This is a genomic window from uncultured Williamsia sp., assembly GCF_947494875.1.
GTDB lineage: Bacteria > Actinomycetota > Actinomycetes > Mycobacteriales > Mycobacteriaceae > Williamsia_A.
The window spans coordinates 196,728-221,046 of sequence record NZ_CANLWM010000009.1 but is presented as its reverse complement, the minus strand read 5'-3'; the positions used below and the strand labels follow the sequence as shown (position 1 = coordinate 221,046).

General features: G+C 70.6%; 22 protein-coding genes and 1 other RNA gene. 10 read left to right on the top strand and 13 right to left on the bottom strand.

Annotated features, from left to right (window positions below; all coding sequences use genetic code 11):
- Nucleotides 1–3: 3 nt before the first annotated feature.
- Nucleotides 4–519, bottom strand: coding sequence for a DUF1697 domain-containing protein (locus tag Q1A98_RS20580; RefSeq protein WP_299576946.1), 516 nt, complete (start codon nucleotides 517–519; stop codon nucleotides 4–6).
- Nucleotides 520–571: 52 nt separating this feature from the next.
- Between Q1A98_RS20580 and rnpB the strand changes: the two genes are divergently transcribed.
- Nucleotides 572–984: RNase P RNA component class A (rnpB, locus tag Q1A98_RS20575), an RNA gene on the top strand.
- A gap of 2 nt (nucleotides 985–986) precedes the next feature.
- Here rnpB and Q1A98_RS20570 read toward each other — a convergent pair.
- The 3 genes from Q1A98_RS20570 to panB form a co-directional block, all read right to left on the bottom strand.
- Nucleotides 987–2,486, bottom strand: a complete 1,500-nt coding sequence (locus tag Q1A98_RS20570) for a CYTH and CHAD domain-containing protein (protein ID WP_299576944.1) — start codon at nucleotides 2,484–2,486, stop codon at nucleotides 987–989.
- Nucleotides 2,483–3,460, bottom strand: a complete 978-nt coding sequence (pip, locus tag Q1A98_RS20565; RefSeq protein ID WP_299576942.1) for a prolyl aminopeptidase — start codon at nucleotides 3,458–3,460, stop codon at nucleotides 2,483–2,485. The genes Q1A98_RS20570 and pip overlap by 4 nt, the downstream gene beginning before the upstream one ends.
- A 62-nt stretch (nucleotides 3,461–3,522) precedes the next feature.
- Nucleotides 3,523–4,374, bottom strand: a complete 852-nt coding sequence (gene panB, locus Q1A98_RS20560) for a 3-methyl-2-oxobutanoate hydroxymethyltransferase (protein ID WP_299576940.1) — start codon at nucleotides 4,372–4,374, stop codon at nucleotides 3,523–3,525.
- Between the two features lie 172 nt (nucleotides 4,375–4,546).
- On the opposite strand from panB, the gene Q1A98_RS20555 reads away from it, so the two are divergent.
- From Q1A98_RS20555 to Q1A98_RS20535, 5 genes are all read left to right on the top strand, one after another.
- Nucleotides 4,547–6,148, top strand: a complete 1,602-nt coding sequence (locus Q1A98_RS20555; RefSeq protein WP_299576938.1) for an alpha/beta hydrolase — start codon at nucleotides 4,547–4,549, stop codon at nucleotides 6,146–6,148.
- A 190-nt stretch (nucleotides 6,149–6,338) separates the two neighbouring features.
- A complete protein-coding gene (gene glnA / locus Q1A98_RS20550) occupies nucleotides 6,339–7,679 on the top strand; it encodes a type I glutamate--ammonia ligase (RefSeq protein ID WP_299576936.1) in 1,341 nt (446 codons plus the stop codon).
- A gap of 31 nt (nucleotides 7,680–7,710) precedes the next feature.
- Entirely contained in the window at nucleotides 7,711–10,719 is a 3,009-nt protein-coding gene (locus tag Q1A98_RS20545; protein WP_299576934.1) for a bifunctional [glutamine synthetase] adenylyltransferase/[glutamine synthetase]-adenylyl-L-tyrosine phosphorylase, read from the top strand.
- Complete coding sequence (locus Q1A98_RS20540) at nucleotides 10,716–11,696, top strand: endonuclease/exonuclease/phosphatase family protein (protein WP_299576932.1); 981 nt, start codon at nucleotides 10,716–10,718, stop codon at nucleotides 11,694–11,696. The genes Q1A98_RS20545 and Q1A98_RS20540 overlap by 4 nt, the downstream gene beginning before the upstream one ends.
- Nucleotides 11,693–12,646, top strand: a complete 954-nt coding sequence (locus Q1A98_RS20535; RefSeq protein ID WP_299576930.1) for an endonuclease/exonuclease/phosphatase family protein — start codon at nucleotides 11,693–11,695, stop codon at nucleotides 12,644–12,646. Before Q1A98_RS20540 ends, Q1A98_RS20535 begins: the two co-directional genes overlap by 4 nt.
- A gap of 3 nt (nucleotides 12,647–12,649) precedes the next feature.
- Here Q1A98_RS20535 and Q1A98_RS20530 read toward each other — a convergent pair whose 3' ends face one another.
- The 4 genes from Q1A98_RS20530 to glnA (Q1A98_RS20515) all read right to left on the bottom strand — a co-directional run bounded on the left by Q1A98_RS20530 (nucleotide 12,650) and on the right by glnA (Q1A98_RS20515) (nucleotide 15,739).
- Nucleotides 12,650–12,838, bottom strand: coding sequence for a hypothetical protein (locus Q1A98_RS20530; RefSeq protein ID WP_299576928.1), 189 nt, complete (start codon nucleotides 12,836–12,838; stop codon nucleotides 12,650–12,652).
- Between the two features lie 35 nt (nucleotides 12,839–12,873).
- Nucleotides 12,874–13,602, bottom strand: coding sequence for an FAD-binding oxidoreductase (locus Q1A98_RS20525; RefSeq protein ID WP_299576926.1), 729 nt, complete (start codon nucleotides 13,600–13,602; stop codon nucleotides 12,874–12,876).
- A gap of 12 nt (nucleotides 13,603–13,614) precedes the next feature.
- Complete coding sequence (locus Q1A98_RS20520; RefSeq protein ID WP_299576924.1) at nucleotides 13,615–14,211, bottom strand: sulfite oxidase-like oxidoreductase; 597 nt, start codon at nucleotides 14,209–14,211, stop codon at nucleotides 13,615–13,617.
- A 94-nt stretch (nucleotides 14,212–14,305) separates the two neighbouring features.
- Nucleotides 14,306–15,739, bottom strand: coding sequence for a type I glutamate--ammonia ligase (glnA, locus tag Q1A98_RS20515; RefSeq protein WP_299576922.1), 1,434 nt, complete (start codon nucleotides 15,737–15,739; stop codon nucleotides 14,306–14,308).
- Between the two features lie 91 nt (nucleotides 15,740–15,830).
- Between glnA (Q1A98_RS20515) and Q1A98_RS20510 the strand changes: the two genes are divergently transcribed.
- From Q1A98_RS20510 to Q1A98_RS20495, 4 genes are all read left to right on the top strand, one after another.
- Nucleotides 15,831–16,295 (top strand): RDD family protein, encoded by a 465-nt coding sequence (locus Q1A98_RS20510; RefSeq protein ID WP_299576921.1) that lies wholly within the window; start codon nucleotides 15,831–15,833, stop codon nucleotides 16,293–16,295.
- 158 nt (nucleotides 16,296–16,453) lie between these two features.
- Nucleotides 16,454–16,660, top strand: coding sequence for a hypothetical protein (locus tag Q1A98_RS20505; protein WP_299576919.1), 207 nt, complete (start codon nucleotides 16,454–16,456; stop codon nucleotides 16,658–16,660).
- On the top strand, nucleotides 16,660–18,078 hold the full coding sequence (locus tag Q1A98_RS20500) for an amidase (protein ID WP_299576917.1): 1,419 nt from the start codon (nucleotides 16,660–16,662) through the stop codon (nucleotides 18,076–18,078). The genes Q1A98_RS20505 and Q1A98_RS20500 overlap by 1 nt, the downstream gene beginning before the upstream one ends.
- 56 nt (nucleotides 18,079–18,134) lie before the next feature.
- Nucleotides 18,135–18,929, top strand: coding sequence for a GntR family transcriptional regulator (locus Q1A98_RS20495; protein ID WP_299576915.1), 795 nt, complete (start codon nucleotides 18,135–18,137; stop codon nucleotides 18,927–18,929).
- Between the two features lie 7 nt (nucleotides 18,930–18,936).
- Here Q1A98_RS20495 and Q1A98_RS20490 read toward each other — a convergent pair whose 3' ends face one another.
- Genes Q1A98_RS20490 through sucB form a run of 5 tightly spaced genes read right to left on the bottom strand, consistent with a single transcriptional unit; the run spans nucleotide 18,937 to nucleotide 24,276 of the window.
- Nucleotides 18,937–19,674: a DUF4191 domain-containing protein gene (locus Q1A98_RS20490; RefSeq protein WP_299576913.1), complete on the bottom strand. Its 738-nt coding sequence runs from the start codon at nucleotides 19,672–19,674 to the stop codon at nucleotides 18,937–18,939.
- 54 nt (nucleotides 19,675–19,728) lie between these two features.
- The gene (gene lipA / locus Q1A98_RS20485; protein ID WP_299576911.1) at nucleotides 19,729–20,775 is read right to left on the bottom strand and encodes a lipoyl synthase; all 1,047 of its coding nucleotides are present in this window, start codon (nucleotides 20,773–20,775) and stop codon (nucleotides 19,729–19,731) included.
- Nucleotides 20,772–21,482 carry a lipoyl(octanoyl) transferase LipB gene (lipB, locus tag Q1A98_RS20480; RefSeq protein ID WP_299576909.1) on the bottom strand — a complete coding sequence of 237 codons (711 nt, stop codon included), beginning with the start codon at nucleotides 21,480–21,482 and terminating at the stop codon, nucleotides 20,772–20,774. The genes lipA and lipB overlap by 4 nt, the downstream gene beginning before the upstream one ends.
- Entirely contained in the window at nucleotides 21,479–22,366 is an 888-nt protein-coding gene (locus Q1A98_RS20475; protein ID WP_299576907.1) for a TIGR01777 family oxidoreductase, read from the bottom strand. Before Q1A98_RS20475 ends, lipB begins: the two co-directional genes overlap by 4 nt.
- 5 nt (nucleotides 22,367–22,371) lie before the next feature.
- Nucleotides 22,372–24,276 (bottom strand): 2-oxoglutarate dehydrogenase, E2 component, dihydrolipoamide succinyltransferase, encoded by a 1,905-nt coding sequence (sucB, locus tag Q1A98_RS20470; RefSeq protein ID WP_299576905.1) that lies wholly within the window; start codon nucleotides 24,274–24,276, stop codon nucleotides 22,372–22,374.
- Between the last annotated feature and the right edge of the window lie 43 nt (nucleotides 24,277–24,319).

Sequence of the window (24,319 nt, the reverse complement as noted above, 5' to 3'; positions counted from 1 at the left end):
GCCTCAGCCCAGGATCTTGCGCAGTGTGCGCAGATTCCGATTGGTGGTCGTCGCCTTGTACTTCGCCTTGCCGAGTTCTTTGCCGAACGCGCTCGTGAGCGTCTGCTTCTGCGGCACGGACCAGTAGACGACGCCGTCGCCGCGCTCGACCGACTCGACCTCGTCGACGTCGACGCCGAGCAGCTGCTCGAGGACGGTCTCGTCGGCGACGAAGACGACGTACGCGTGGACACCGTCCTGCTCGTCGAAGGGGTAGGCCCCGGTCACGGCGGCGACATGATCGCGTCGGTGCACGAAGGCGAAGGCGTCGTATCCGAAGCGGTCGGCGAGGGCCGCCTCGAGATCGGTCCGGAGTGCGGCGATGTCGTCGGAGTCGCTGGTGAACCGAACGTTCCCGCTCGCCAGAACGGTGGATACGTCGCCATGTCCGAGTTCGGCCACCAGGGCGCGCAGGTCCGCCATCGGGATGCGGATCCCGCCCACGTTGATGCCGCGCAGGAGGGCGACGTACTCGGCCACCGGGCAAGGGTAGTGGGTGCCACGCGGCACATGTCTACGATGACGGGGCGAACGAGTCGGCCGGGTGATCGCGGCACCGGGGACAGGCGCTGTGTTGCGGCGGCGCCCGGTGTCGAGGAAAGTCCGGACTCCACAGAGCAGGGCGGTTGCCAACAGCAACCCGGGGCGACCCGCGGGACAGTGCCACAGAGAACAGACCGCCGACCCGTGAGGGTCGGTGACGGTGAAACGGTGCGGTAAGAGCGCACCAGCGCCGTGGGTGACCACGGCGGCTCGGTAAACCCCGCCCGGAGCAAGGTCGAAGGTCGCACCCTCACAGGTGCGGCTGCGCAGGTGCACGAGGGCTGCTCGCCCGAGCCTGCGGGTGGACCGCTCGAGGCACCCGGTGACGGTGTGTCCAGATGGATGATCACCACCGACCGCATGCGGTCGGGACAGGATCCGGCTTACAGGCCGGCTCGTTCGCCCTACAGGTCGTCGGCGTGACGCGCGTACTGACGCAGCGCCTCGTCGTGGGCGGCCTGCTCCCGCGCGTCGATGCGACCGAGCACGAACGCGTCGGCGGGGTCGGCGACGGCGCGTGCCACCTCGGCGATCAGCTCCCGGCTGAGGTTGGCGTCGTTGGAGTCGCCGAGGGCCGACTGGATCTTCTTCGCCGCCGAGGCGGTCGACGCGTACTTCTTCGTGCCGAGCGTGACACCCGACTCGGCGACGTACCGCAACCGCTTCGCCCGTTTGCGGACGGTGTGCATCTGCTCGACCCACTCGGGGGAGTCGGTCTCCATCCGGTCAGCCTTCGCCTGTGCCTTGCGGACCTTCTTCGCGCTGTCCCGCACCGCGTCGCGCAGCGCCTTTTTCGCGCCGATCTCGGCGTCCGCACCGGCGGGTGGTCGGGCCAGGAGGTCGTCGAGTTGGTCGAGAAGCGAGAGGTAGCGCGCGCTGTTCAACGCGGCGACCGCCGAACGCTGACCGCGTGCCCGTCGCCGCATCTGCTCACCGACGAGCCTGTCGTGGACGGCGTCCGACGCGTCCTCGTCGACGAGGAGGTCGCGGTAGCGGTCCGCGGTCACCTCCGCGTCGCGGACGACACCGAGGATCGCGGCGAGCTCTCTCAGTTCGGCGTCCAGTCGGTCGACCTTCGGCCCGGCGACGACGCCGCGGAACGCCCGCAGGACGCTGCGCAGACGACGAGTGGCGACGCGCATCTGGTGCACGGCGTCCTCCTCGTCGGCGCGGACCCGGGGGTCGTGTGCGACGAGTTGCTCGCGGTGACGGGCGAGTTCGGCGACGACGAGTTCGAGCGCGGTCGCCGACGACGAGACCGTCGTCGTGCCGGCGTGACCCGGTGTCGCACCGATCGCCCGGGCCAGCTTCGAAGCCGCCGACGCGGTGCGTGCACCGGCTTCCCGAAGCAGCTCCTCGGCGTCGGCGAGGAGGTCGCTGTCGCCGTCGACCAGCTCGAACTCCCACTCCGCCCACGTGCGGCAGCTCCCGCCGGGCAGCAACGACCGGGCGGTGACGACGTCGGCGCAGAGCAGCGCCAGCACGCGGTCGTCGGCGTCGCGGGCCTCGTGGATCGTCCGCCGGGTGCCGATCGCCGCGACGGGCTCGAGCCGACGTGCGCGCACGTGCACCCGCACAGGGTCGAGGAGATCGGACGGGACCGTCGTGTCGTGGTCGGAGCCCTCGGCGGGCGGACCCAGCGGGACATGCAGCTCGCGACGTCCACCGGCGTCACCGGGACGCTTGAGGTGCCACCCCTCGTCGTGGCCACCTTCCCGGCGGCGCAACGTGATCCGATTGTCGGTGAGGTCGAGGTTCTCGGTGTCGTAGTAGACGGCGTCGAGGTTCTCCTCGATCGGACCCGTCACGCTCTCCACACCCGGCAACCGGGTGAGGTCGGGGACTGCCCGCCCGGGGTCGACGTCGAACTTGAGCTCGATCTCCAGGTGCTCCGTGGCGCTCACGCCGTGACCCCTTCCCGGGTGTCGGTGTCGCGGAAGCCGTCGGTGGCCTCGACGAGGTGGTGCACGATGCCCTTCTCGAACGAGGAGTGCCCCGCGTCGTCGACGATGTGCAGCGCGGCCGACGGCCACGCGCGGTGCAGATCCCACGCGCTGCGGACGGGGCAGACGACGTCGTAGCGACCCTGGACGATCACCCCCGGGATGTGCGCGATGCGGTCGATGTCGCGCAGCAGTTGGCCGTCGTCGAGGAAACCGCCGTGGGTGAAGTAGTGGTTCTCGATCCGGGCGAACGCGAGGTCGAAGCGGACGTCCACCTCGCCGTCGTCGGGACGGGGGAGCAGGTGGCTGGTGGACTGCTCCCAGTTCGTCCACGCTGTCGCGGCGGCCTCGGCCGTCGACCGGTCGTCGGAGGCGAGAAGTCGCGCGTAGGCGGCGACGAGATCACCGTCGCGCTCGGCCTCCGGGACGGGCGCGAGATAGTGCTCCCACAGGTCGGGGTACAGGTGTGCGGCGCCGCCGTTGTAGTACCAGTCGATCTCGCCGCGCCGCAGCAGGAAGATGCCGCGCAGCACCAGTTCCGTCACCCGCTCGGGGTGCGTCTGCGCGTACGTCAGGCCCAGCGTCGACCCCCACGATCCACCGAACACCTGCCACCGGTCGATCCCGAGGTGGGTGCGGATGCGCTCCATGTCCGCGACGAGCCGATCGGTGGTGTTCACCGACAGGTCGGCACCATCGGCGATGTGCGGCGTCGACCGCCCGCACCCGCGCTGGTCGAACAGCACGATCCGGTAGGCCGCGGGGTCGAAGAACCGACGCTGCTCCGGTGACGTGCCCCCACCGGGACCACCGTGCACGAACACGACGGGCTTCCCGTCGGGAGAACCGCTGCACTCGACGTGGATCCGTTGTCCCTCACCGACGTCGAGCATCTCGGTGGAGTACGGCTCGATCGGGGGATACAGCTCACGCATGGGTCCATCATGCCAAGTGCGCCGCCCCGATCCCGACAGAACGCCCGCGGGCGGCGGGCGGGTCAGTAGCTGTGCTCGGGTCCCGGGAAGGTGCCGCGACGGACCTCGTCGGCGTACTGCTCGGCGGCGCGGCGCAATTCGCCGCCCACGTCACCGAACCGCTTGACGAATTTCGCGGTCTTGCCGTGGGTCATGCCGGCCATGTCCTGCCACACGAGCACCTGCGCGTCGGTCTCGTTGCCGGCGCCGATGCCCACGGTGGGGATCGTCAGCTTGCGGGTGATCTGACCGGCGAGGTCGGCCGGGACCATCTCCATCACGACCGCGAACGCGCCCGCCTCGGCGACGGCGATCGCATCGGCGACGAGCTGCTCGGCGCCGTCCCCACGACCCTGCACGCGGAAACCACCGAGGCCGTTGACGCTCTGCGGGGTGAAGCCGATGTGGGCCATCACGGGGATCCCGGCAGCGGTGAGCGTGGCGATCTGGTCGGCCACACGCTCGCCGCCCTCGAGCTTCACCGCGTGCGCTCCGGCCTCCTTCATGAAGCGGGTGGCCGACGCGAGCGCCATGGCCGGGCCACCTTCATAGCTGCCGAAGGTGAGGTCGGCGACGACCAGCGCGTGGGGCGCACCGCGGACGACGCCGCGGACCAGCGGGATCATCTCGTCGGTGGTGACCGGGACAGTGGTGTCGTAGCCGTAGACCACGTTTGCGGCGGAATCGCCGACGAGCAGCACCGGGATGCCGGCCTCGTCGAAGATGCGGGCGCTGGAGTAGTCGTAGGCGGTGAGCATCGACCAGCGGTCGCCGTCGGCCTTCATCTGTGCCAGGTGGTGGATGCGGGTGGCGCGGCGCCGCGGGGAGTCGGTGGAGGTGGAGCCGTACACGGGTGCGTCGGAGCTGTCGGACATCGTCGTCCCTTTCGTGCCTCGGGTCTCGCATCGCGAGTACCCGGGTGGAAGCTGACCCGACCAGTGTGGCACCGCGCCGATCGCACCCCTAGAGCTGCGGGTTGTGGACTAGCTCACACGGTCCGGGGTCGCGCAGGAAGGGACTGTCTCGGACGCATGTCACGATGGCGGGGTGACGTCCCGCTCGCGTGTCCGCGTCCCGCTCGTCCTCGCCGTCGTGGTCGTCCTGGGTGTCGGTCTGCTCGCGGCGTGCGGTGGTTCCCGGGTCGCGCGGCTGGGCCCCGAGGCGGTCGGTTCGTCGGCGTCGTCGACCGTGAGTGCGACCCGACCGTCTCCGGCATCGGGCCCGTTGGCCCGCTACTACACGCAGCGCATCGCGTGGGGGACGTGCGCCGACATGGCACCCGACGGCGACTACCCACCCGATCGCAGCGACTGCGGGCGGCTCACCGTGCCCGTCGACTACGACCGCCCCGACGGCGCCACCGCCTCGTTGGCCGTCTTCCGGCTGCGGGCGGCGAAGGAGTCGACCGGGGTGCTGATCACCAACCCGGGCGGGCCCGGTGTCTCCGGTGTCGACTACATGGCCGGAACCGCCGCGCAGTTCGCGCGGATCCCGGTGGGGGACTCCCTCGACATCATCGGGTTCGACCCGCGGGGTGTCGGCCGCTCGACCCCCGCGGTGCGATGCCGCACTGACGCGCAGCGTGACGCGGTGCGGGCCCGGGACTGGGTGGACACGTCGCCGGCGGGCATCACGGCGACCGAACAGCGCAACGCCGCCGTCGGGCAGGAGTGCCTGTCCGCGCTCGGCCGGGAGTTCCTCGCCCACCTGGGCACCAGCGACGTCATCGACGACATCGACGTCCTGCGCGGCGCACTCGGCCAGCAGCAGATCAACTACCTCGGGTACTCCTACGGCACGCTGATCGGTGCGCGATACGCCGAGCGGTACCCGACGCGGGTACGGGCCATGGTCAACGACGGCGCCGTCGACCCGTCGACGAACCCGGTCGACGACATCGTCGCCCAGAACACCGGGTTCCAGAGCGCCTTCGACGGCTTCGCCGCCGACTGCGTGACGAGGCGGGGGTGCGCTCTGGGCAGCGATCCTGCCCGCGCGACCGAGCGTTACGTGACGCTGGTGCGCTCGCTCATCGGACGCCCGGCGAGCACCCGGGACCCGCGCGGACTGACCTATGGGGACGCGATCACGGCGACGGGTCAGGCGTTGTACACACCGTCCCTGTGGAAGTACCTGCGCGACGCGCTCGCGGAGCTCACCGACGGTCGCGGGGACACGATGCTGCGGCTGGCCGACCTGTACGAGGGCCGCGACCGCTCGGGGAAGTACGACACCACCGCCGACGCGTTCACCGCGATCCGCTGCGTCGACGGGCCGGCCATCACCGACCGCGCCACCATCGACCGCCTCGACACCGAGTTGCGTCGCACGGCCCCCTTCCGTGACGACGGGCGCGGATCGGGTCGCGGCGCCGCCGACGAGTGCGCGTTCTGGCCGGTGCCGCCGACCTCGCAGCCGCACCGGATCAGCGCGCCGGGTCTGGCGACCACCGTCGTCGTGTCGACCACCGACGACCCGGCCACCCCGTATGCGGCCGGCGTCTCGCTCGCGAAGCAGCTGAACGCCCGGCTCGTGACGTTCCGCGGAACGCAGCACACCGCCTCGTTCGAGGGCGACGACTGCCTCGACGGCCCCCTCACCCGCTACCTCGTCGACCTCACCCCGCCCGCCGAGGGACTGACCTGCTGACCGCCTGATCTCCTCGCCCGCGATGTGGCGGGTTCGCCACCCGAGGTCGGATTCGCCCGGCGAATCGCGCGGGCGAAACGCGGACGCGGTGGCGGCGTGGGTGCAGTTCTTTGGGCCTCACAACAACGGATTCGATATCGGCGTGGCGTCGTAACACGGATTTAACAGCGCGCTCCTAGCCTCTGAGGCTATGGATCGCCAAAAGGAGTTCGTCCTCCGCACGCTGGAGGAACGTGACATCCGCTTCGTCCGGCTCTGGTTCACCGACGTGCTCGGATACCTCAAGTCCGTGGCGATCGCACCGGCCGAACTCGAGGGTGCATTCGCCGAGGGGATCGGCTTCGACGGCTCGTCGATCGAGGGCTTCTCGCGCGTCTCCGAGGCCGACACCATCGCCAAGCCGGACCCGTCGACCTTCCAGGTCCTGCCGTGGACGACCAGCCAGGGCAAGCACCACTCGGCCCGCATGTTCTGTGACATCGCCATGCCGGACGGCACCCCGTCGTGGGCGGACTCCCGCCATGTCCTGCGCCGCCAGCTGAACAAGGCCGCCGACCAGGGGTTCACCTGCTACGTGCATCCCGAGATCGAGTTCTTCCTCATGAAGGACGCGCCGACCGACGGCACCCCGCCCACCCCGGCGGACGGTGGCGGCTACTTCGACCAGGTGGTCCACGGCAGCGCCCCCAACTTCCGTCGGCACGCCATCGACGCGCTGGAGTCGATGGGCATCTCGGTCGAGTTCTCGCATCACGAGGGCGCTCCGGGTCAGCAGGAGATCGACCTGCGCTACGCCGACGCGCTGTCGATGGCCGACAACGTCATGACCTTCCGCTACATCGTCAAGGAGGTCGCGATCGGTGAGGGTGTCTGGGCCACGTTCATGCCCAAGCCGCTCTCCGACCACGCCGGCTCGGCGATGCACACCCACATGAGCCTGTTCGAGGGCGACACCAACGCCTTCCACAACCCCGACGACCCGATGCAGCTGTCGGACACCGGCAAGCAGTTCATCGCCGGCATCCTCACGCACGCACCCGAGATCAGCGCCGTCACCAACCAGTGGGTGAACAGCTACAAGCGCCTCATCCACGGCGGCGAGGCCCCGACCGCGGCGACGTGGGGTGGCGCCAACCGCTCGGCACTCATCCGGCTCCCGCTGTACACGCCGAACAAGGCGTCGTCGCGCCGCATCGAGGTCCGCAGCCCCGACTCGGCCTGCAACCCCTACCTGACGTTCGCGGTGCTGCTCGCGGCCGGTCTGAAGGGCATCGCCGAGAAGTACGAGCTCCCCGACGAGGCCGAGGACGACGTCTGGGCCCTCACCTCGGCCGAGCGTCGCACGATGGGCTACACCGAGCTGCCCGGCAGCCTCGCCGAGGCGCTCAAGGCGATGGAGTCCTCCGAGCTGGTCGCCGAGGCGCTCGGCGAGCACGTCTTCGACTACTTCCTCCGCAACAAGTGGACGGAATGGAACGAGTACCGCAGCCGGGTCACCCCGTTCGAGCTCGGTCGCTACCTGTCGCTGTAGACCGTTCGGCGCTCCCGCTACCGTCTGTGGCGTGAGTTCTCCTGTGTCGCGGACCGTCGTGCCGGGTCCGGCGCGTCTCGGACTGATCGACGAGTCGGCACCGGCCGCGCTCGCCGAGCTCGGGTGGACCACCACGGCCGATCTCGCGCTGCTCTGGTCGCTGTCGCGTGCGCCCGATCCCGATCTCGCGTTGCGCACCCTCATGCGACTGCGGGACGTCGTCGACGACTGGTCGGGGCTCGAGAAGGCGTTGCGTGAGGACGTCACCCTGCGGGGCCGGCTGTTCGCGGTGCTGGGGGCGTCGGAGCCCCTCGGCGACCATCTCGTCGCGGAGTCGACGACCTGGCGCCTGCTCCTGAGGGACACGCTGCCGGACGCCGACGAGATGCAACGCTCGATACTCGCCGCCGTCGACGCGGTGCCCGCCGTCGGCGAGGATGTCGGCGCCGAGGACCGCGTGTGTCGCGCACGCATCACCGGTCCCCAGGCCGTCGTCGCCCTGCGGACGGCCTATCGCGACCTGCTGCTGCAGATGGCCGCCCGTGATGTGGCGCCGGCGGTCGAGGACGAGCCCGTCGTGTGGTTCCCCGAGGTGGGTCGCTACCTCGCCGACCTCGCCGACGCCGCACTCACCGCGGCGCTCGCCGTCGCGATCGGGACGGTGTGCGGCGAGGACGACGTCCCCGTACGGCTCGCTGTCATCGCGATGGGCAAATGCGGTGCGCGCGAACTGAACTACGTCAGCGATGTCGACGTGGTGTTCGTCGCCGAACCGGCCGACGGGGTGTCGGCCCGGATCGCGGGGGAGATGATGCGCATCGGGTCCCTCGCGTTCTTCGAGGTCGACGCGGCCCTGCGGCCCGAGGGCAAGGCGGGTGCGCTCACCCGGACGCTCACCTCGCATCTGGCCTACTACCAGCGCTGGGCCAAGACCTGGGAGTTCCAGGCGCTGCTCAAGGCGCGTCCCATGACCGGCGACATGGCGCTGGGGTGGGAGTACCTGCACGCGGTTGCCCCGATGGTGTGGGAGGCGTGTGAACGTGAGGACTTCGTGCACGAGGTCCAGGCGATGCGCAGACGCGTCGAGAGCAACGTCCCGCCCGAACTGCGCTCGCGGGAGCTGAAACTGGGCCGGGGCAGCATCCGCGACGTCGAGTTCGCGGTGCAGTTGCTGCAGCTGGTCCACGGACGCACCGACGAGTCGCTGCGCGTGGCCTCCACCGTCGACGCCCTCGCCGCGCTGAACGCCGGCGGCTACGTGGGCCGCGACGACGCCGCGAACCTCACCGCGTCGTACGAGTTCCTCCGCCTCCTCGAGCACCGACTGCAGTTGACCAAACTCAAACGGACACATCTGCTCCCGGAGTTCGACGACACCGAGGCGCTGCGGTTCCTCGCCCGGTCGGCCCACATCCGCCCCGAGGGCGATCTCGACGCCGCCGATTCGCTGCGCGCCGAGATCCGTCGGCAGTCGCAGCGGGTCCGCCGACTGCACGAGAAGCTGTTCTACCGGCCATTGCTCGAGTCGGTGAGCCGCCTCGACGTCGACGGTCTGCGGTTGTCCGACGAGGCCGCGACCCGCCGCCTGGCCGCGCTGGGATACGCGAAACCCCAACACGCCCTGAGTCATCTGCGTGCGCTCACCGGGATGCGGGGCCGGCGCGGACGCATCCAGGAGCTGCTGCTCCCGACCCTGCTGGAGTGGATCAGCAACACCCCCGACCCCGACGCCGGACTGCTGAACTACCGACGACTGTGCGACGAGCTCGCCGACCAGGACTGGTTCCTGCGGCTCCTGCGGGACGACGGCCTGGTCGCCGAACGCCTGATGCGGGTGCTCGGCACCTCCGCCTACATCTCCGATCTCGTCATCCGCTCGCCCGAGGTCATCCGGCTCTACGCCGACTCGGCGACCGGACCGAAGCTCGTCGAGGTCGCCCTGCGCGACGTCGCCAACGGGCTCGTCGCCTCGGCCCGCCGCCATCGGGATCCCAAGCGCGCCATCGCCGCCGCCCGCTCGTTGCGTCGCGCCGAGCTCGTGCGGGTCGCCTCCGCCGACATCCTCGGCATGCTGGACGTCCCCGCGGTCTGCGAGGCGCTGTCGAGCGTGTGGGCCGCCGTGTTGAACGCGGCGCTGCAGGCGGTCATCGCGGACTCGCTCCGCGACGACGAGGCGGCGCCGGCGCGGATCGCGGTCATCGGCATGGGCCGCCTCGGTGGCGGTGAGCTCGGGTACAGCTCCGACGCCGACGTCCTGTTCGTCTGCCGGCCCGACGGGGCCGCGGACGAGGCTCGCGCGGTCCGCTGGGCCAACACCGTGGCCGAGCGCGTACGGACCGTCTTGAGCACACCGAGCGCGGACCCGCCGCTGGAGATCGACACCGGCCTGCGCCCCGAGGGCCGCAACGGCCCCGTCGTGCGCACCCTCGCCGCCTACGAGGCCTACTACCGCCAGTGGGCGCAGCCGTGGGAGATCCAGGCCCTGCTGCGGGCACACCCGGTCGCCGGCGACCCGGACCTGGGGATGGCGTTCCTGCACATGGCCGACAAGACCCGGTACCCCGAGGGCGGGGTGTCGCCCGACGCCGTCCGCGAGATCCGACGCATCAAGGCCCGCATCGACGCCGAACGGCTTCCCCGCGGCGCCGATCCGCACACCCACACCAAACTCGGCCGCGGCGGTCTGGCCGACGTCGAATGGACCGTGCAGCTCCTGCAGTTGCGTCACGGCCACCGCCTGCCGTCGCTGCACAACACCTCCACGCTGCAGACACTGGACGCGATCGGGTCGGCCGAGATCCTCAGCGAGACCGACGTGACGTTGCTCAAGGAGGCGTGGCTGACCGCGACCGCCGCGCGCAACGCCATCGTCCTGGTCCGCGGCAAGGCGATCGATCAGCTGCCTGCGCCGGGTCAGCAACTGCGCGCCGTCGCCTACGCCGCGGGCTGGCCCGAGGACCAGGCGGCGGAGTTCCTCGACAACTACCTGCGCGTGACACGGCGGGCGAAAGCGGTCGTGCTCAAGGTGTTCGGCGGATGACGCGGGCCCGGCCGTCGGCACGCCGCCGCCGATGGCCGTCGGCGCTGCGGGTGATCGCGGTGGTGGTCGTCACGCTGCTGCTCGCCGCCGGGATCACCGCGATCTGGCTCCACTGGTATCCCGGCCGTGGCCGCTTCTCGACGGCGCTCACCGCCGGGGTTCCGATCGCTGTGGCCGGCACCGCGGTGGCACTCGTGGTGGCCTTGGTGGCGCGTCGCTGGATCCTCGCGGGCATCGGCGTGGTCGTGGTCTCCGCCGGGGTGTGGACGCAGGTGCCGCTGTGGGTCGCGCACACCGCGCCCACCGGACAGCGGATCACACTGGTGCAGAGCAACATCAAGCTCGGCGCGGGTGACGTCGACACCGTCGCCCGGATCGTCGCCGATCACGACGCGACGGTGGTGACGCTCAACGAGGTGACGCCGGACGCGGCGGCGCGTATCGAGGCCTCGTCACTGCGGACGCTGATGCCCCACCGCTATGTCGTGCCCGGGACCGGTGGGGTGGGTTCTGCCATCCTCAGCCGGTACCCGCTGCGCGACACCACCCTCCTCGACGGCTACGCACTGAACTCGTTGCGCGCGACGGTCGAACTCCCGGGGCTGGGGGACACCGTCGTCTACGCGATGCACCCGATCCCGCCCTACCCCTACGACTCGGCGCGGTGGGTGGGTGAGATGCAGCGGATCCGCACCGAACTACACGCCCAGCGGGGTGCCCGCGTGCTCGTCGGCGGCGACTTCAACGCCACCTGGGACCACCGTCAGTTCCGCGATCTCCTGCGTGACGGGTACACCGACGCCACCGAGACCGCGGGCGGGCGCTGGCTCCCCACGTACCCGGCCGACGAATGGTACGGACCCGTCATCGGCATCGACCACGTCGTCTCACGAGGCTTCGTCGCCACCGATGTGCACAGTGCCGACGTCGCCCGCTCCGATCACCGCGCGCTCGTCGCGACGCTCGCGGTCGGGTGACCGGCCCGCGCCGCACGACCGCGGTCGACGGTGCCGTTGTCGTCGGACTCGGCGTCGCCGGCGCCGCGACGGTTCTGCGTCGCTACCGCGGCAGGGCGCAACTGCCCGTCGCCGCAGCCAGTTTCGCCTCGTGGCTCGCACTCACCGCGCCTGTCGCCACCGTGGTGTCGGCGGCCCGGCGGCGCCGGGCCGCCACGGTTGTCGGGGCGGTGCTGACCGCGGTCGTCGTCCACGACCGCCGCGCGCTGATCCCATCCTGGCGCCGCCGACGGCCGGAACCCGGGGCGCTTCGGGTGATGCAGGCGAACCTGTGGCTCGGACGGGCCGACGCCGACGCCGTGGTGGCGGCCGTCGCCGCACACGACGTCGACCTGCTGTGCGTCCAGGAACTCACCCCGGAGTGTCGCGACGCCCTGGGCGACGCGGGTCTCGACCACCACCTGCCGTACCGGTTCGTGGTCGCGGCACCGCAGGGCGCCGGGACCGGCCTCTGGTCGCGGCACCCACTGCACGACGCGCACGCGCTGTCGGGGTTCACCTGTGCGGCGGTGCAGGCGCGGGTGCAGTTCTCCGACGCGACAGCGGTGACGCTGCTGTCTGTGCACCCGATGCCGCCGTATCCCTACGAACCGCGGCTGTGGCTCGCCGAGCTACGCCGCATCCGTGATGCGGTCGACAGCTGTGCGGGTCCCGTCATCGTCGGCGGCGATCTCAACGCCGCGCACGACCACGCCGCCTTCCGGGCGTTGGTGGGCGACGGTCTCGTCGACGCCGGTGCAGCGTCGCGGTCCGGACCGCTGCCGACCTATCCCGCGCACAAGCGGTGGATCCCGCCGTTGATCGGCATCGACCACGTCCTGCTGCGCGGAGTCCGGGCGATCGGGGTCGTGCGCGTGCGGGTCCCGGGTTCCGATCACCGGGCGGTGGTGGCCACGGTGCGGTTCGAGTGAGGCTCAGTCCTCCTGCGCGCGAGCGAGTTCGGCGATGGCGTGCGACAACGTCTCGACCGCCTCGGCGAGCAGCTTGTGCCCGCGGTCGTCGTCGAGATGTGTCTTGGCGATGCTCGCGAGACCCGCGGCCTCGTCGGCCTTCTCCGCCGCCTGCTCGAAACCCATGGTCGTCCACCCTTCGTCGTCGCGCACCGGAAGTCCCCTCCGACCGTATCCGTCCGCCGCGGTCAGGTGACGAGAAAGCGCTCGATCCGGATGTCGCCGATCGGATATCCGGCGTCGAGGAGCCAGTCGCCGAGCGTCTCGACGTACTCGTTGCCCCCGCACAGGTAGAACAGGGGCCGCGACTCGACCGGCAGCACCGCCGCGAGGAACTCGTCACGACGGATGCGTCCGGCCGGACGGGCGGCCCCCGCCGATGCGGATCGGCTGTAGAACCAGTCGACGCGCAGCCGACCGGTCGAGGTCAGCAGCGCGAACTCGTCGCGGTAGAAGGCGTGGTCGGGGGAGCGGGTCGAATACACCAGTCGCATCGGCACATCGGGTCGCGCGGCCTCACGCCACCGGACCATCGACATCAGCGGCGCGATGCCCGACCCGCCGCCGACGAGCTGGACCGGTCGATCCGCGTCGGCCTCGGAGGGCGGCCAGACGAACTGCATGCCGACCGGACCGGCGACCTCCACCTGTTCCGCGATCTCGAGGTCGTGCACGAGGAACGGTGACACCTCACCGTCGTCGAGTTCCTCCACACTCACCGAGACCGTCTCGCCCTCACGGACATCGGACAGCGAGTAGGAACGCGACGTGGAGTAGCCGTCGGGCGCGGTGAGCCGGATGTCGATGTGCTGACCGGGTCGAGGCGTCGGCAGACCGGGGATCTCCAGCCAGATCGAGCGCGCGGTCGCCGATTCCATGACCGCACCGACCACGGTCGCCACGCGCCAGGTCGTCATCGCCTCACCGCGTCAGCCATACCGCTGCTCGAGCCACGGGTCGCCGTACATGTGATACCCGTTGCGCTCCCAGAAACCGGGCTCGTCGCCCTCCATGAGGTGGATCTCGCTGACCCACTTGGCGCTCTTCCAGAAGTACAGGTGCGGGATGACGAGCCGTGCCGGCCCACCGTGCTCCGGTGCGAGCGGTTTCCCGTCGAAGGTGTGCGCGACCATCGCCTGCACGCCGACGAGATCGGCCAGCGGCATGTTCGTGGTGTAGCCGTCGGAGCTGTGCGCCATCACGTGCGTCCCGACACCGGTGGCACCCGCGGCCTCGAGGAGGGTGTCGACCGCGACGCCCTTCCAGGTGGTCCCCAGCTTCGACCATCGTGTGACGCAGTGGATGTCGACGGTGAACTCGGTCTGCGGCAGGTCGAGGAATTCCCGCCACGTCCAGCGGTGCCCCTGCCCGTCGGGCGTCGTCACCGACAGGGACCACCGGTCGGTGAGGACTCGGGGCGTGGTGCCGATCTGCAGGACCGGGAAGTCGGTGGTCAGGTACTGACCGGGTGGCAGCTGCGGTCCGTCGCGGCGCTTGCCGCGGAACCTCGCGTTGATGACGGCCATGGCGTCGATCCTCCCAGGAACGGACCGTGGAGACGACTCCGCCCGCCCTGCGGGACGCAGGACGGGCGGAGGAGGCGTTGTCGCCGAGGGCGACTCAGCAGTCGTAGTACAGCGAGAACTCGTACGGGTGCGGACGGATCTGCGTGGGCAGGATCTCGTTCTCGCGCTTGAGGCTGATCCAGGTCTCGATCAGGTCCTCGGTGAACACGCCACCCGCGGTGAGGTACTCGTGGTCCTCCTCGAGGCGGTCGATGACCGCGGAGAGCTGCGTCGGGGCCTGCGGGATGCCCTTGGCCTCCTCCGGCGGGAGCTCGTAGAGGTCCTTGTCGACGGGCTCGTGCGGCTCGATCTTGTTCTTGATGCCGTCGAGCCCGGCCATCATCATGGCCGCGAACGCCAGGTACGGGTTGCCCGAGCTGTCGGGGCAGCGGAACTCGAGGCGCTTGGCCTTCGGGTTGTTGCCCGTGATCGGGATACGCACACAGGCCGACCGGTTGCGCTGGCTGTAGACCAGGTTGATCGGGGCCTCGTAGCCGGGCACCAGACGCTTGTAGGAGTTCACCGTCGGGTTGGTGAACGCCAGCAGCGACGGCGCGTGGTGCAGGATGCCGCCGATGTAGTGGCGCGCCAGGTCCGACAGGCCCGCGTACCCGGCCTCGTCGTGGAACAGCGGCTTGCCGTCCTTCCACAGCGACTGATGGCAGTGCATGCCCGAGCCGTTGTCACCGAAGAGGGGCTTCGGCATGAAGGTGACCGACTTGCCCTGCTGCCAGGCCGTGTTCTTGATGATGTACTTGAACAGCATCACGTCGTCGGCTGCGTGCAGCAGGGTGTTGAACTTGTAGTTGATCTCGGCCTGACCGGCGGTGCCGACCTCGTGGTGGCCGCGCTCGAGCACGAAGCCGGCGCTCTGCAGGTTCGTGGCCATGTCGTCGCGCAGGTCGACGTAGTGGTCGTAGGGGGCGACCGGGAAGTAGCCGCCCTTCGGACGCACCTTGTAGCCCAGGTTGGGGCTGCCGTCGGGATCGGTGGGCGAACCGGTGTTCCACCAGCCCGACTCCGACTCGATCTCGTAGAAGGTGCCGTTCATCTCCGACCCGAACTGCACCGAGTCGAAGATGTAGAACTCGGCCTCGGCGCCGAAGAAGCAGGTGTCGGCGACGCCGGTCGAGGCCAGGTAGTCCTCGGCCTTGCGCGCGATGTTGCGCGGGTCGCGGCTGTACGCCTCGCGGGTGAAGGGGTCGTGGACGAAGAAGCTGATGTTCATCGTCTTGGCCTTGCGGAACGGGTCGATCCGCGCCGTGGCGGGGTCGGGCAGGAGCATCATGTCCGACTCGTCGATCGACTGGAAACCGCGGACGGACGAACCGTCGAACGCCAGGCCGTCCTCGAACACACTCTCGTCGAAGGCCGATGCGGGGATCGAGAAGTGCTGCATGACACCGGGCAGATCACAGAACCGGATGTCGACGTACTCGACTCCCTCGGACTTGATGCCCTCGAGGAGTTCTTCCTTTGAGCTGTACACCTGTCGGTGGCTCCTTCTCTACAGACGGGATGATGCGGCCCTCACACTATCGTCACGGCCGCTTCTCCTGCGCGTTCCCTATCATCGAGGCATGAGCAGAACTCTCGGTTCCTGGCTGTCCGGCCCGCAGGCGGGCATGGATCAGGCCGCCGACACGGGCGCCTGGCGGGGCGAGAAGCTCGGGTTCGGGGAGTCCGGTCCGGGATCTCTGGCGTCGTCGTGGCCGCGTGTGCTCGGCCTCTTCGTCGACTGGGTGATGTGTTACGGCGTCTCGCTGCTGTTCGTGGGGTTCCTGTCGCAGTCGCTGTCTACCGTCGTGCTCGGCATCTGGTTCGTCGTCGGTCTGTTGGCCGTCTCGATGTTCTCGTTCACGCCCGGGCAGTTCCTCGTCGGGTTGCAGGTGGTGCGCGTCGACGGGGCCGGCCGCGTCGGCATCGTCCGCGCGTTCTTCCGGCAGCTGCTGATCGTGTTCATCGTTCCTCCGCTGCTCAACGACGCGGACGGCCGCGGACTGCACGATCGCGCGACCGGGACGGCTCTCGTCCGCACGCGCTGACCCGCGTAACCCGGCCTCCGGTCGGGATCGTCGCAGCTCATGGCGTTGTGTCGCCCGCGAAACCTGATCGTTGCGTGCTGCGGTGGCCGCGTAACACGGGTCCGTCGTTCGCTGGGTGTCACCGAGTTCCTCGGTGATCCCGACGAGGAGGGCCTGCCATGTCCGACCACCCATCCGAGGCGTACGCCGAGGCCGTGATCGCCGGTCACGGACTGTCGATGGACGCCGCTGACCGTGCACGCCTGGCGGGCACGATCGCGGCGTTCCGGCCACTGGCCGAGATGCTCCATGCGACGCCCGCCGCGCGCTACGCCGTCCCGGCGATCGCACTGGACCCGCGGGTGCCCACCGGGGGTGATCGGTGATGGACGCACTGCCGGACATCGTCGGCACCGCCGAACGTCTGCGACGAGGCGAGGTCACCTCCGCGCAGCTGACCGAGGAGGCGATCGCCCGCACCGACCGGATCGACCCGGAGGTCGGCAGCTTCGTCAGCCGTTTCGACGACCAGGCCCGTGACGCAGCCGCCCGCGCCGACGCCGAGTTGCGCGCCGGGCACATCCGGGGGCCCCTGCACGGCATCCCGGTCGGGGTGAAGGACATCATCACGACGACCGAGGGACCGACCACGGCGCAGAGCCTCGTGCATGACGCCGCGTGGAATCCCGAGGACGCAGTCGTGGTGTCCCGCCTGCGGGAGGCCGGCGCCGTGATCGTCGGCAAGCTGACGACGATGGAGTTCGCCATCGGTGCCCCGGACGAGGAGAAGCCGTTCCCGATCCCTCGCAACCCATGGGATCTGAGCCGCTGGGCGGGCGGGTCGAGTTCGGGGTCTGGCAGTGCCGTCTCCACGGGCATGGTGTTCGCCGCGCTCGGCACCGACACCGCGGGCAGCATCCGCATCCCCGCCGCCTACTGCGGGATCACCGGGCTGATGCCGACATTCGGGCGGGTGCCGAAGTCGGGATGCGTCCCGCTGGGTTTCACGCTCGACCACATCGGGCCGATGGCGCGCTCGGCGGCGGACTGTGCCGCCGTCCTCGACGTGATCGCCGGGCATCACCCGTCGGATCTCACCTCGATCGACACCGACCACACGCCGGTCGTCGGCGGCCTATCGGGGGACCTGCGCGGGAAACGTGTCGGCGTGGCCTCGCTCGTCGACGAGGCCGGCGATGCAGCCGACCCGATGACGCAGCGGTTGTTCGCGGACGCGGTGACCCTGCTGGAGGACGCCGGCGCGACCGCCGTCCCGGTCCAGCTGCCCCTCTACGCCGAGATGCGTGCGGCGAACATGGTCATCATGCTCAGCGAGGCGCTCGCGTATCACCTGGGTGACCTGCGCGCGCACTGGTCGGACTACTTCACCGAGACGCGCGCGCTGGTCGCGGCCGGCCTGGCGTTCACCGGCGCCGACTACGTGCAGGCGCAACGGGTCCGACAGGTCGCCCAGCAACAGATGGCCGAGCTGTACACCGACGTCGACCTCGTCGTCACCCCGACCTGTGCCACCGGCGCGTCGCCGCTCACGCGCGCGGTCGACGTCGTCGAGGGCGACGACTTCGCGACCATCCACACCCAGTACTGGGACTGCATCGGCAACCCGGCGATGTCGCTGCCCATGGGCTTCAGCGCCGACGGCTTGCCGCTGGGCCTGCAGGTGGCGGGCCGACCGTTCGACGAGGCGGGTGTGCTCGCCGCGGGCGTCGCGGTGCAGGAGCGCAGCGACTGGCATCGTGCCGTGCCGCCGGTCGCGGACATCGCGGTGACGGACGCGGCGTAACCCACCGGCAACCACGATCTTTCGCCGCCGTCGCATCGGGGCTGCACAGTCGAGGCATGGTCCCGCGACACGAGCATCCGCCCTCGGTGTGCCGCGCCGATCCGCGGACGTCGGGGTCTCGTCGCCTGGAGATCGGCCGGTTGAGCGATCTGCTCCGCGTCTCGCTCACCGACCGGCCGGTCGGGACCGACAGCGCCCGCCTCGCCGACGAGGCGGCGTTGATGCGCGAGTACCGGGCATCACGCGACGTGATCCGCGCGGCGCTGGCGTTGCTCGCCGACGAGGGCATCATCGAGCGCCGTCGGGGACGCGGGACCCTCGTCGTGGGGGACCACCGCACGGTCGACGGCAGTCTGCCCGGCGGGGAGTCGTTGGCAGAGCACGTCGGCGACATCGCCATGACGTCGCAAGTGCTGTCGTGGGACCGTGTCCCGGCCCCACCGGTGGTCGCGGCGCGCCTCGACGGCGTGGGCGCCGGCGACGACATGCTCTGCATGACCTACGTGTTGCACGCGCACGGTCGGCCGATGGGGGTCATCACCAACCACCTCCGGGCGCCCGAGGCGGACGGGCTCGCGGCCGCGTCGTTCACCGGGGACTTCTACGCGCTGCTCGACGACCACGGCGTCGACGTGGCGAGCCACGACATCGACCTCAGCGCGCACCCCGCGGCCCCGTGGGTGGCCGACACCCTCGACGTCGCGCCGGGCAGTCCGGTGCAAGTGTTCGAACAGACCATCCGCGATGCGACCGGTGCCCGCGTCGACTTCGCGATCGGGAGGATCCGCCCGGAGTTCCCGCTGCGGATCACCGGCGTCGGCCGCGTGACGGCGGCCGGCGAGCCGCGCTGAGTCCGGGTCAGCGCCGCCGGGCGGTGCGGGCGACGTTGCGCATCTTCGCGCCCGCGGGCATCGGACCCTTGGGCACACCGGGGCCGGCCTGACGTCCGCCGAGTGCGGCGAGGCGACCCTCGAGGGCGTCGATCCGCTTGCCGTCGATGTTGTTCGGCAACTTGTTGAGGTGGCGCTCGAGACGCTTCAGCGGGACCTGGCCATCGTCGTTGCCGACGACGACGTCGTAGATGGGGGTGTCGCCGACGACCCGGGCGATCTTCTTCTTCTCCTGCGCGAGCAGCTGCCGCACACGGGCCGGGGACCCCTCACCGACGAGGATCACGCCGGGCTTGCCGATCACGCGGTGCACGGCGTCGAGGTGGGCGGTGCCCGTGACGGCCTGCTTGACCCGCCACCGGCCGCGCATGTTGTCCAGCGCCCACCCCGCGGCACCGGCCTGACCCTCGGCCTTGCGGAACACACTGCTCTGCACGCGGCGACCGAAGATGATGAAGGCGATCAGCACGCCGAGGACGATGCCCAGCGGGAGCAGGAACCACAGCAGGCCGACGACGAGCCCGACGACGACGAACACCGCGGTCGAGACCAGCAGAGCGCCGATCATCAGGGGCAGCAGCAGCTTGTCGTCCTTGCGCTGCATCTGGAACGCCTGCCAGAGCTGCTTGCGCCGATCGCGCGACGCCTGCTTGCGGGCGGCCTTGGCCGCCGCCTTCGCCTCTTTCGACGCATCTGCCTTCGCCATGGCACCCAGGATAGGGGACCGGGCCCGACCCTCCGCCAGAGGCGGAGACGCCGGTCAGCGTGCGAGGCGCTCCAGCACCGAGGTGGCTTCCTGCGCCGCGCCGGACTCGTCGGCGAGGTGGGCCATCGCGGCGGGCAGCTCGCGCCCGTGACGACGCATCGCCTGCGCGTAGAGGCGGCCCGCGCGGTAGGACGACCGCACCAGCGGACCGGCCATCACACCGGCGAACCCGAGCTCCTCGGCGTACTGCGAGTGCTCGACGAACTCCTCGGGCTTGACCCACCGGTCGACCGGATGGTGACGCGGCGACGGGCGGAGGTACTGGGTGATCGTGACGATGTCGCAGCCGGCCTCGTGCAGGTCGGCCAGGGCCTCGCGGATCTCCTCCGGCGTCTCGCCCATGCCCAGGATCAGGTTGGACTTGGTGACGAGACCGGCGTCACGGGCGGCGGTGAGGACACCCAGCGAGCGGTCGTACCGGAACGCGGGCCGGATGCGCTTGAAGATGCGCGGCACCGTCTCCAGGTTGTGCGCGAGAACCTCGGGGCGCGAGTCGAACACCTCGGCGAGCTGGTCGGCGTCACCGGTGAAATCGGGGATGAGGTTCTCCACCCCGGTGCCCGGGTTCAGCGCGTGGATCTGGCGCACCGTCTCGGCGTAGAGCCACGCGCCGCCGTCGGGCAGGTCATCGCGGGCGACGCCGGTGATGGTCGAGTAGCGCAGGCCCATCGCCTGCACGCTCTCGGCCACACGCCGCGGCTCGTCGCGGTCGAGTTCGGCGGGCTTGCCGGTGTCGATCTGGCAGAAGTCGCAGCGCCGGGTGCACTGCTCGCCACCGATGAGGAAGGTGGCCTCGCGGTCCTCCCAGCACTCGTAGATGTTCGGGCACCCGGCCTCCTCGCACACCGTGTGCAGGCCCTCGCGCTTCACCAGCTTCTTGAGCTCGGTGAACTCCGGTCCCATCGTCGCGCGGGTGCGGATCCACTCCGGCTTGCGTTCGATCGGGGTCTGCGCGTTGCGCACCTCGAGACGCAGCAGTTTCCGCCCTCCGGGCGCGGTGTCCTGGGAAGCGGTGGTGGTGTCCGGCGAGTGCGATGTCACTGCGTCGATGCTACGCGCGGCCGATCCTGCGCACCGGTCCGCGGTCGGGGGCCGTCGAGTGCGTCCGCGACGGCCGCCGCGACGGCCTCCCGCACGTCGTCGACGCCGACGTGGCGCCCGAGCTCGGCGGTCAGCGACGTGACCCCGGCGTCCGGTATGCCGCACGGGACGATCGAGGAGAAGGCACCGAGATCGGGATCGCAGTTCAGCGCGAACCCGTGGAGCGCGACCCCGCGGGCGACGCGGATGCCGATCGCGGCGACCTTGCGCTCCGGGCGCCCCGTCGCCGGATCGGCGGCGACCCAGGCGCCGCTGCGACCGTCGACCCGCCCGGCATCCACGCCCCGGGCGGCGCAGACGCTGATCATGGCCTCCTCGATGCGGCGCACGTAGTCGACGACGTCGAGGGGCTCGGCGAGCGCGACGATCGGGTAGCCCACCAGCTGACCGGGGCCGTGCCAGGTGATCTTGCCGCCGCGGTCGACCTCGACGACCGGTGTCCCGTCGACCGGACGGTCGCCGGGCTCGGTGCGCTTGCCCGCGGTGTACACCGGCGGGTGTTCCAGCAGCAGCAGGACGTCGTGGTCGAGGGTGCCGTCGGCGCGCTCGCCCGCGAGCCGGTGCTGGACCTCGAACGCCTCGGCGTAGTCGACGACGCCCATCGACCGGACCTCGAGGGCGGCGGGGTCGCGACGCGCGCCGCTCACCGGTCGCTCCCGTTCGCCCACCGCAGGCCGTCGTCGACGGTGGGGTGGGTGAAGGTGAACCCACTGTCCTGCAGCACCGTCGGCACCGCGCGCTGTCCGCCGAGCAGCATCTCCAGCGCGAGCTCGCCGCCCGCCACACGCAGCACCGCGCGGGGTGCTCGGAAGAACGCGGGCCGGTGCACGGCACGTCCGAAGGCGGCGGTGAACTCGGCGTTGGTGACCGGCTGCGGAGAGGTGATGTTCACCGGACCCGCCATCTCGCCGGTCAACACGTGCTGTACCGCCCGGACGTGGTCGGTGAGGGTGATCCACGGGAACCACTGCTTCCCGTCGCCCAACCTCGCGCCCAGCCCGGCCTTGAACAGCGGCCGCAGCGGACCGAGAAGACCGCCCGAGCGGGAGAACGCGGGTGCCGTGCGCAGATGGACGACGCGCGCCGAGGTGGCCAGCGAGGCCGTGCGCTCCCAGTCGGCGGAGAGGTCCGCCAGGAACCCGCTGCCCCGAGGGCTGCTCTCCGTGCGTTCGTCGTCGCCGGTGAATCCGTAGAACCCGGTGGCGCTCGCGCTGATGAAGGTCGGCACCTCGTGTTCGACGATCGCGTCGGCGAGCACCTGCGTGGGGATGATCCGGCTGTCGCGCAGCTCCTGCTTGAACTGACCCGACCACGGGCGACTCGCGATGCCGACGCCGCACAGGTTGATCACGGCGTCCACACCCTCGAGCGCGTCGTCGGTGAGGCCGAAGGTCTCCGGCGCCCACCCGATCTCGTCGTCCGAACGCGGTTCGCGGCGGACCAGACGGGACACATCGTGTCCGCCGTCCCGCAGCGCGGAGACGAGCGCCGTGCCGATGAGGCCGGACGAGCCGGCGACCACCACTCGCATGCGGCCTACAGCCCCAGCTCGGCCCCGAACGCCGCTTCCTCGAGCCGATGCTTGACCGTGGTCAGGAACCGACCGGCGTCCGCACCGTCGATGAGGCGGTGGTCGTAGGTCAGCGGCAGGAACGACATCGACCGCACCGCGATCGACTCGGAGCCGTCGTCGGAGGTGATGACGGTGGGCCGCTTGACGATGGCGCCGGTCCCGAGCATGGCCGCCTGCGGCGGCACCAGGATCGGGGTGTCGAACAGGGCGCCCTGGCTACCGATGTTCGTGATGGTGAACGTGCCACCGGCCAGCTCGTCGGGCTTGAGCTTGTTCTCCCGGGCCCGCGACGCGATGTCCGCGATGGCGCGGGCGAGCCCGGCGATCGACAGGTCGTCGGCGTTGTGGATGACCGGCGAGAGCAGCCCCTGCTCCGTGTCGACGGCGATGCCCAGGTTCACCGACCCGTGGTAGGTGATCTCCTTGGCGTCCTCGTCGATGCTGGCGTTGACGTTCGGGTGCGCCTTGAGCGCCTCCACGGTCGCCTTCGCGATGATCGGCAGATAGGTCAGGTTCACGCCCTCGGAGGACTTGAACGACGCCTTCGCTGCGGCACGCAGGGCGACGACGCGGGTCAGGTCGACCTCGAACACCTGCGTCAGCTGGGCGCTGGTCTGCAGCGACTCGCGGGTCTTCTTCGCCGTGATGAGACGGATCCGGTTGACCTTCTGCGTGGTCCCGCGCAGCGAGGCGAGCTCGGGGCGGACACCCTTCGGCGCCGACGGGGTGCTCGGCGTCGACGGTGCGGGGGTCGACGGCGCGCTCGCGGCCGGGGCGGCCTGCTCGGCGGGCTTCTTCGACTCCTCGGCGGCGGCCAACACGTCCTGCTTGCGGATGCGGCCTCCGACGCCGGTGCCCTTCACCGAGTCCAGGTCGACGTTGTTCTCCTGCGCCAGCTTGCGCACCAGCGGGGTGACGTACGGCGTCGAGGACAGGGTCTCGGGCTGCGAGCGCGACGAGTCGCCACCGGAGGACGACTCCTGCCTCGGGGCCGACTCCTGCTTCGGGGCCGAGTCCTCCGACGAGGAGTCGGGCTCGGGCTGCGGGGACGTGTCCGACTCGGAGGCGACGGACTCCTTGCCGGCGTCGGAGCTGCCGGAGTCGGTGTCGGCGTCGGCGGAGTCGGAACCGGAGTCGTCGGAGGACGGCGCGGACGCGGAGTCGTCGGAGTCGTCGTCCGACGAACCGCCGGAGGACGCCGGGCTGCCGGATCCGATGACGGCCAGCCGGCCACCGACCTCGACCACGTCGTCCTCGTTCGCGACGATCTCGAGCAGGGTGCCCGCGACCGGCGAGGGGATCTCGGTGTCGACCTTGTCGGTGGAGACCTCGAGCAGCGGCTCGTCCTCGGCGACCTCGTCGCCGACGGACTTCAGCCAGTTGGTGACCGTGCCCTCGGTGACGGACTCGCCGAGTTCCGGCATCGTCACGTCGGTGCCGTCACCGCCGGAATCGGCGCCGGCGGTCGGCTTCTTCGCGGGCTCGTCGGCGTCGGCGGACGGCTCGGGCTCGTCGGCGGGGGAGTCGCCGGACTCGTCGGCGGGCGCCGTGCCACCGGCCTCGTCGTCGTCCGAGGAATCGTCGGACGCGTCGTCGCTGCCGGAGTCGTCACCGCCGGAGGGCGACTCGCCCTCCTCGCCGATCTCGGCCAGGTCGCCACCGACCTCGACGACGTCGTCCTCCTGCGCGATGATCTTCGTCAGCACACCCGAGGCGGGCGCCGGGATCTCGGTGTCGACCTTGTCGGTCGAGACCTCCAGCAGCGGCTCGTCCTCGGTGACCGTGTCCCCCTCCTGCTTCAGCCAGCGGGTGACTGTTCCCTCGGTGACGCTCTCGCCGAGAGCGGGCATCTGGACGGAGAAGGCCATGTCTGTCGACTCCTCGACTCGAGATCCGGTGTGTGATCGTCGG

Coding starts and splice junctions, on each gene's coding strand:
- pip (WP_299576942.1), bottom strand. CDS start 3,460: ATGCGTGAGCTGTATCCCCCGATCGAGCCGTACTCCACCGAGATGCTC.
- panB (WP_299576940.1), bottom strand. CDS start 4,374: ATGTCCGACAGCTCCGACGCACCCGTGTACGGCTCCACCTCCACCGAC.
- glnA (WP_299576936.1), top strand. CDS start 6,339: ATGGATCGCCAAAAGGAGTTCGTCCTCCGCACGCTGGAGGAACGTGAC.
- Q1A98_RS20540 (WP_299576932.1), top strand. CDS start 10,716: ATGACGCGGGCCCGGCCGTCGGCACGCCGCCGCCGATGGCCGTCGGCG.
- Q1A98_RS20525 (WP_299576926.1), bottom strand. CDS start 13,602: ATGACGACCTGGCGCGTGGCGACCGTGGTCGGTGCGGTCATGGAATCG.
- Q1A98_RS20520 (WP_299576924.1), bottom strand. CDS start 14,211: ATGGCCGTCATCAACGCGAGGTTCCGCGGCAAGCGCCGCGACGGACCG.
- Q1A98_RS20510 (WP_299576921.1), top strand. CDS start 15,831: ATGAGCAGAACTCTCGGTTCCTGGCTGTCCGGCCCGCAGGCGGGCATG.
- Q1A98_RS20505 (WP_299576919.1), top strand. CDS start 16,454: ATGTCCGACCACCCATCCGAGGCGTACGCCGAGGCCGTGATCGCCGGT.
- Q1A98_RS20500 (WP_299576917.1), top strand. CDS start 16,660: ATGGACGCACTGCCGGACATCGTCGGCACCGCCGAACGTCTGCGACGA.
- Q1A98_RS20495 (WP_299576915.1), top strand. CDS start 18,135: ATGGTCCCGCGACACGAGCATCCGCCCTCGGTGTGCCGCGCCGATCCG.
- Q1A98_RS20490 (WP_299576913.1), bottom strand. CDS start 19,674: ATGGCGAAGGCAGATGCGTCGAAAGAGGCGAAGGCGGCGGCCAAGGCC.
- Q1A98_RS20475 (WP_299576907.1), bottom strand. CDS start 22,366: ATGCGAGTGGTGGTCGCCGGCTCGTCCGGCCTCATCGGCACGGCGCTC.
- sucB (WP_299576905.1), bottom strand. CDS start 24,276: ATGGCCTTCTCCGTCCAGATGCCCGCTCTCGGCGAGAGCGTCACCGAG.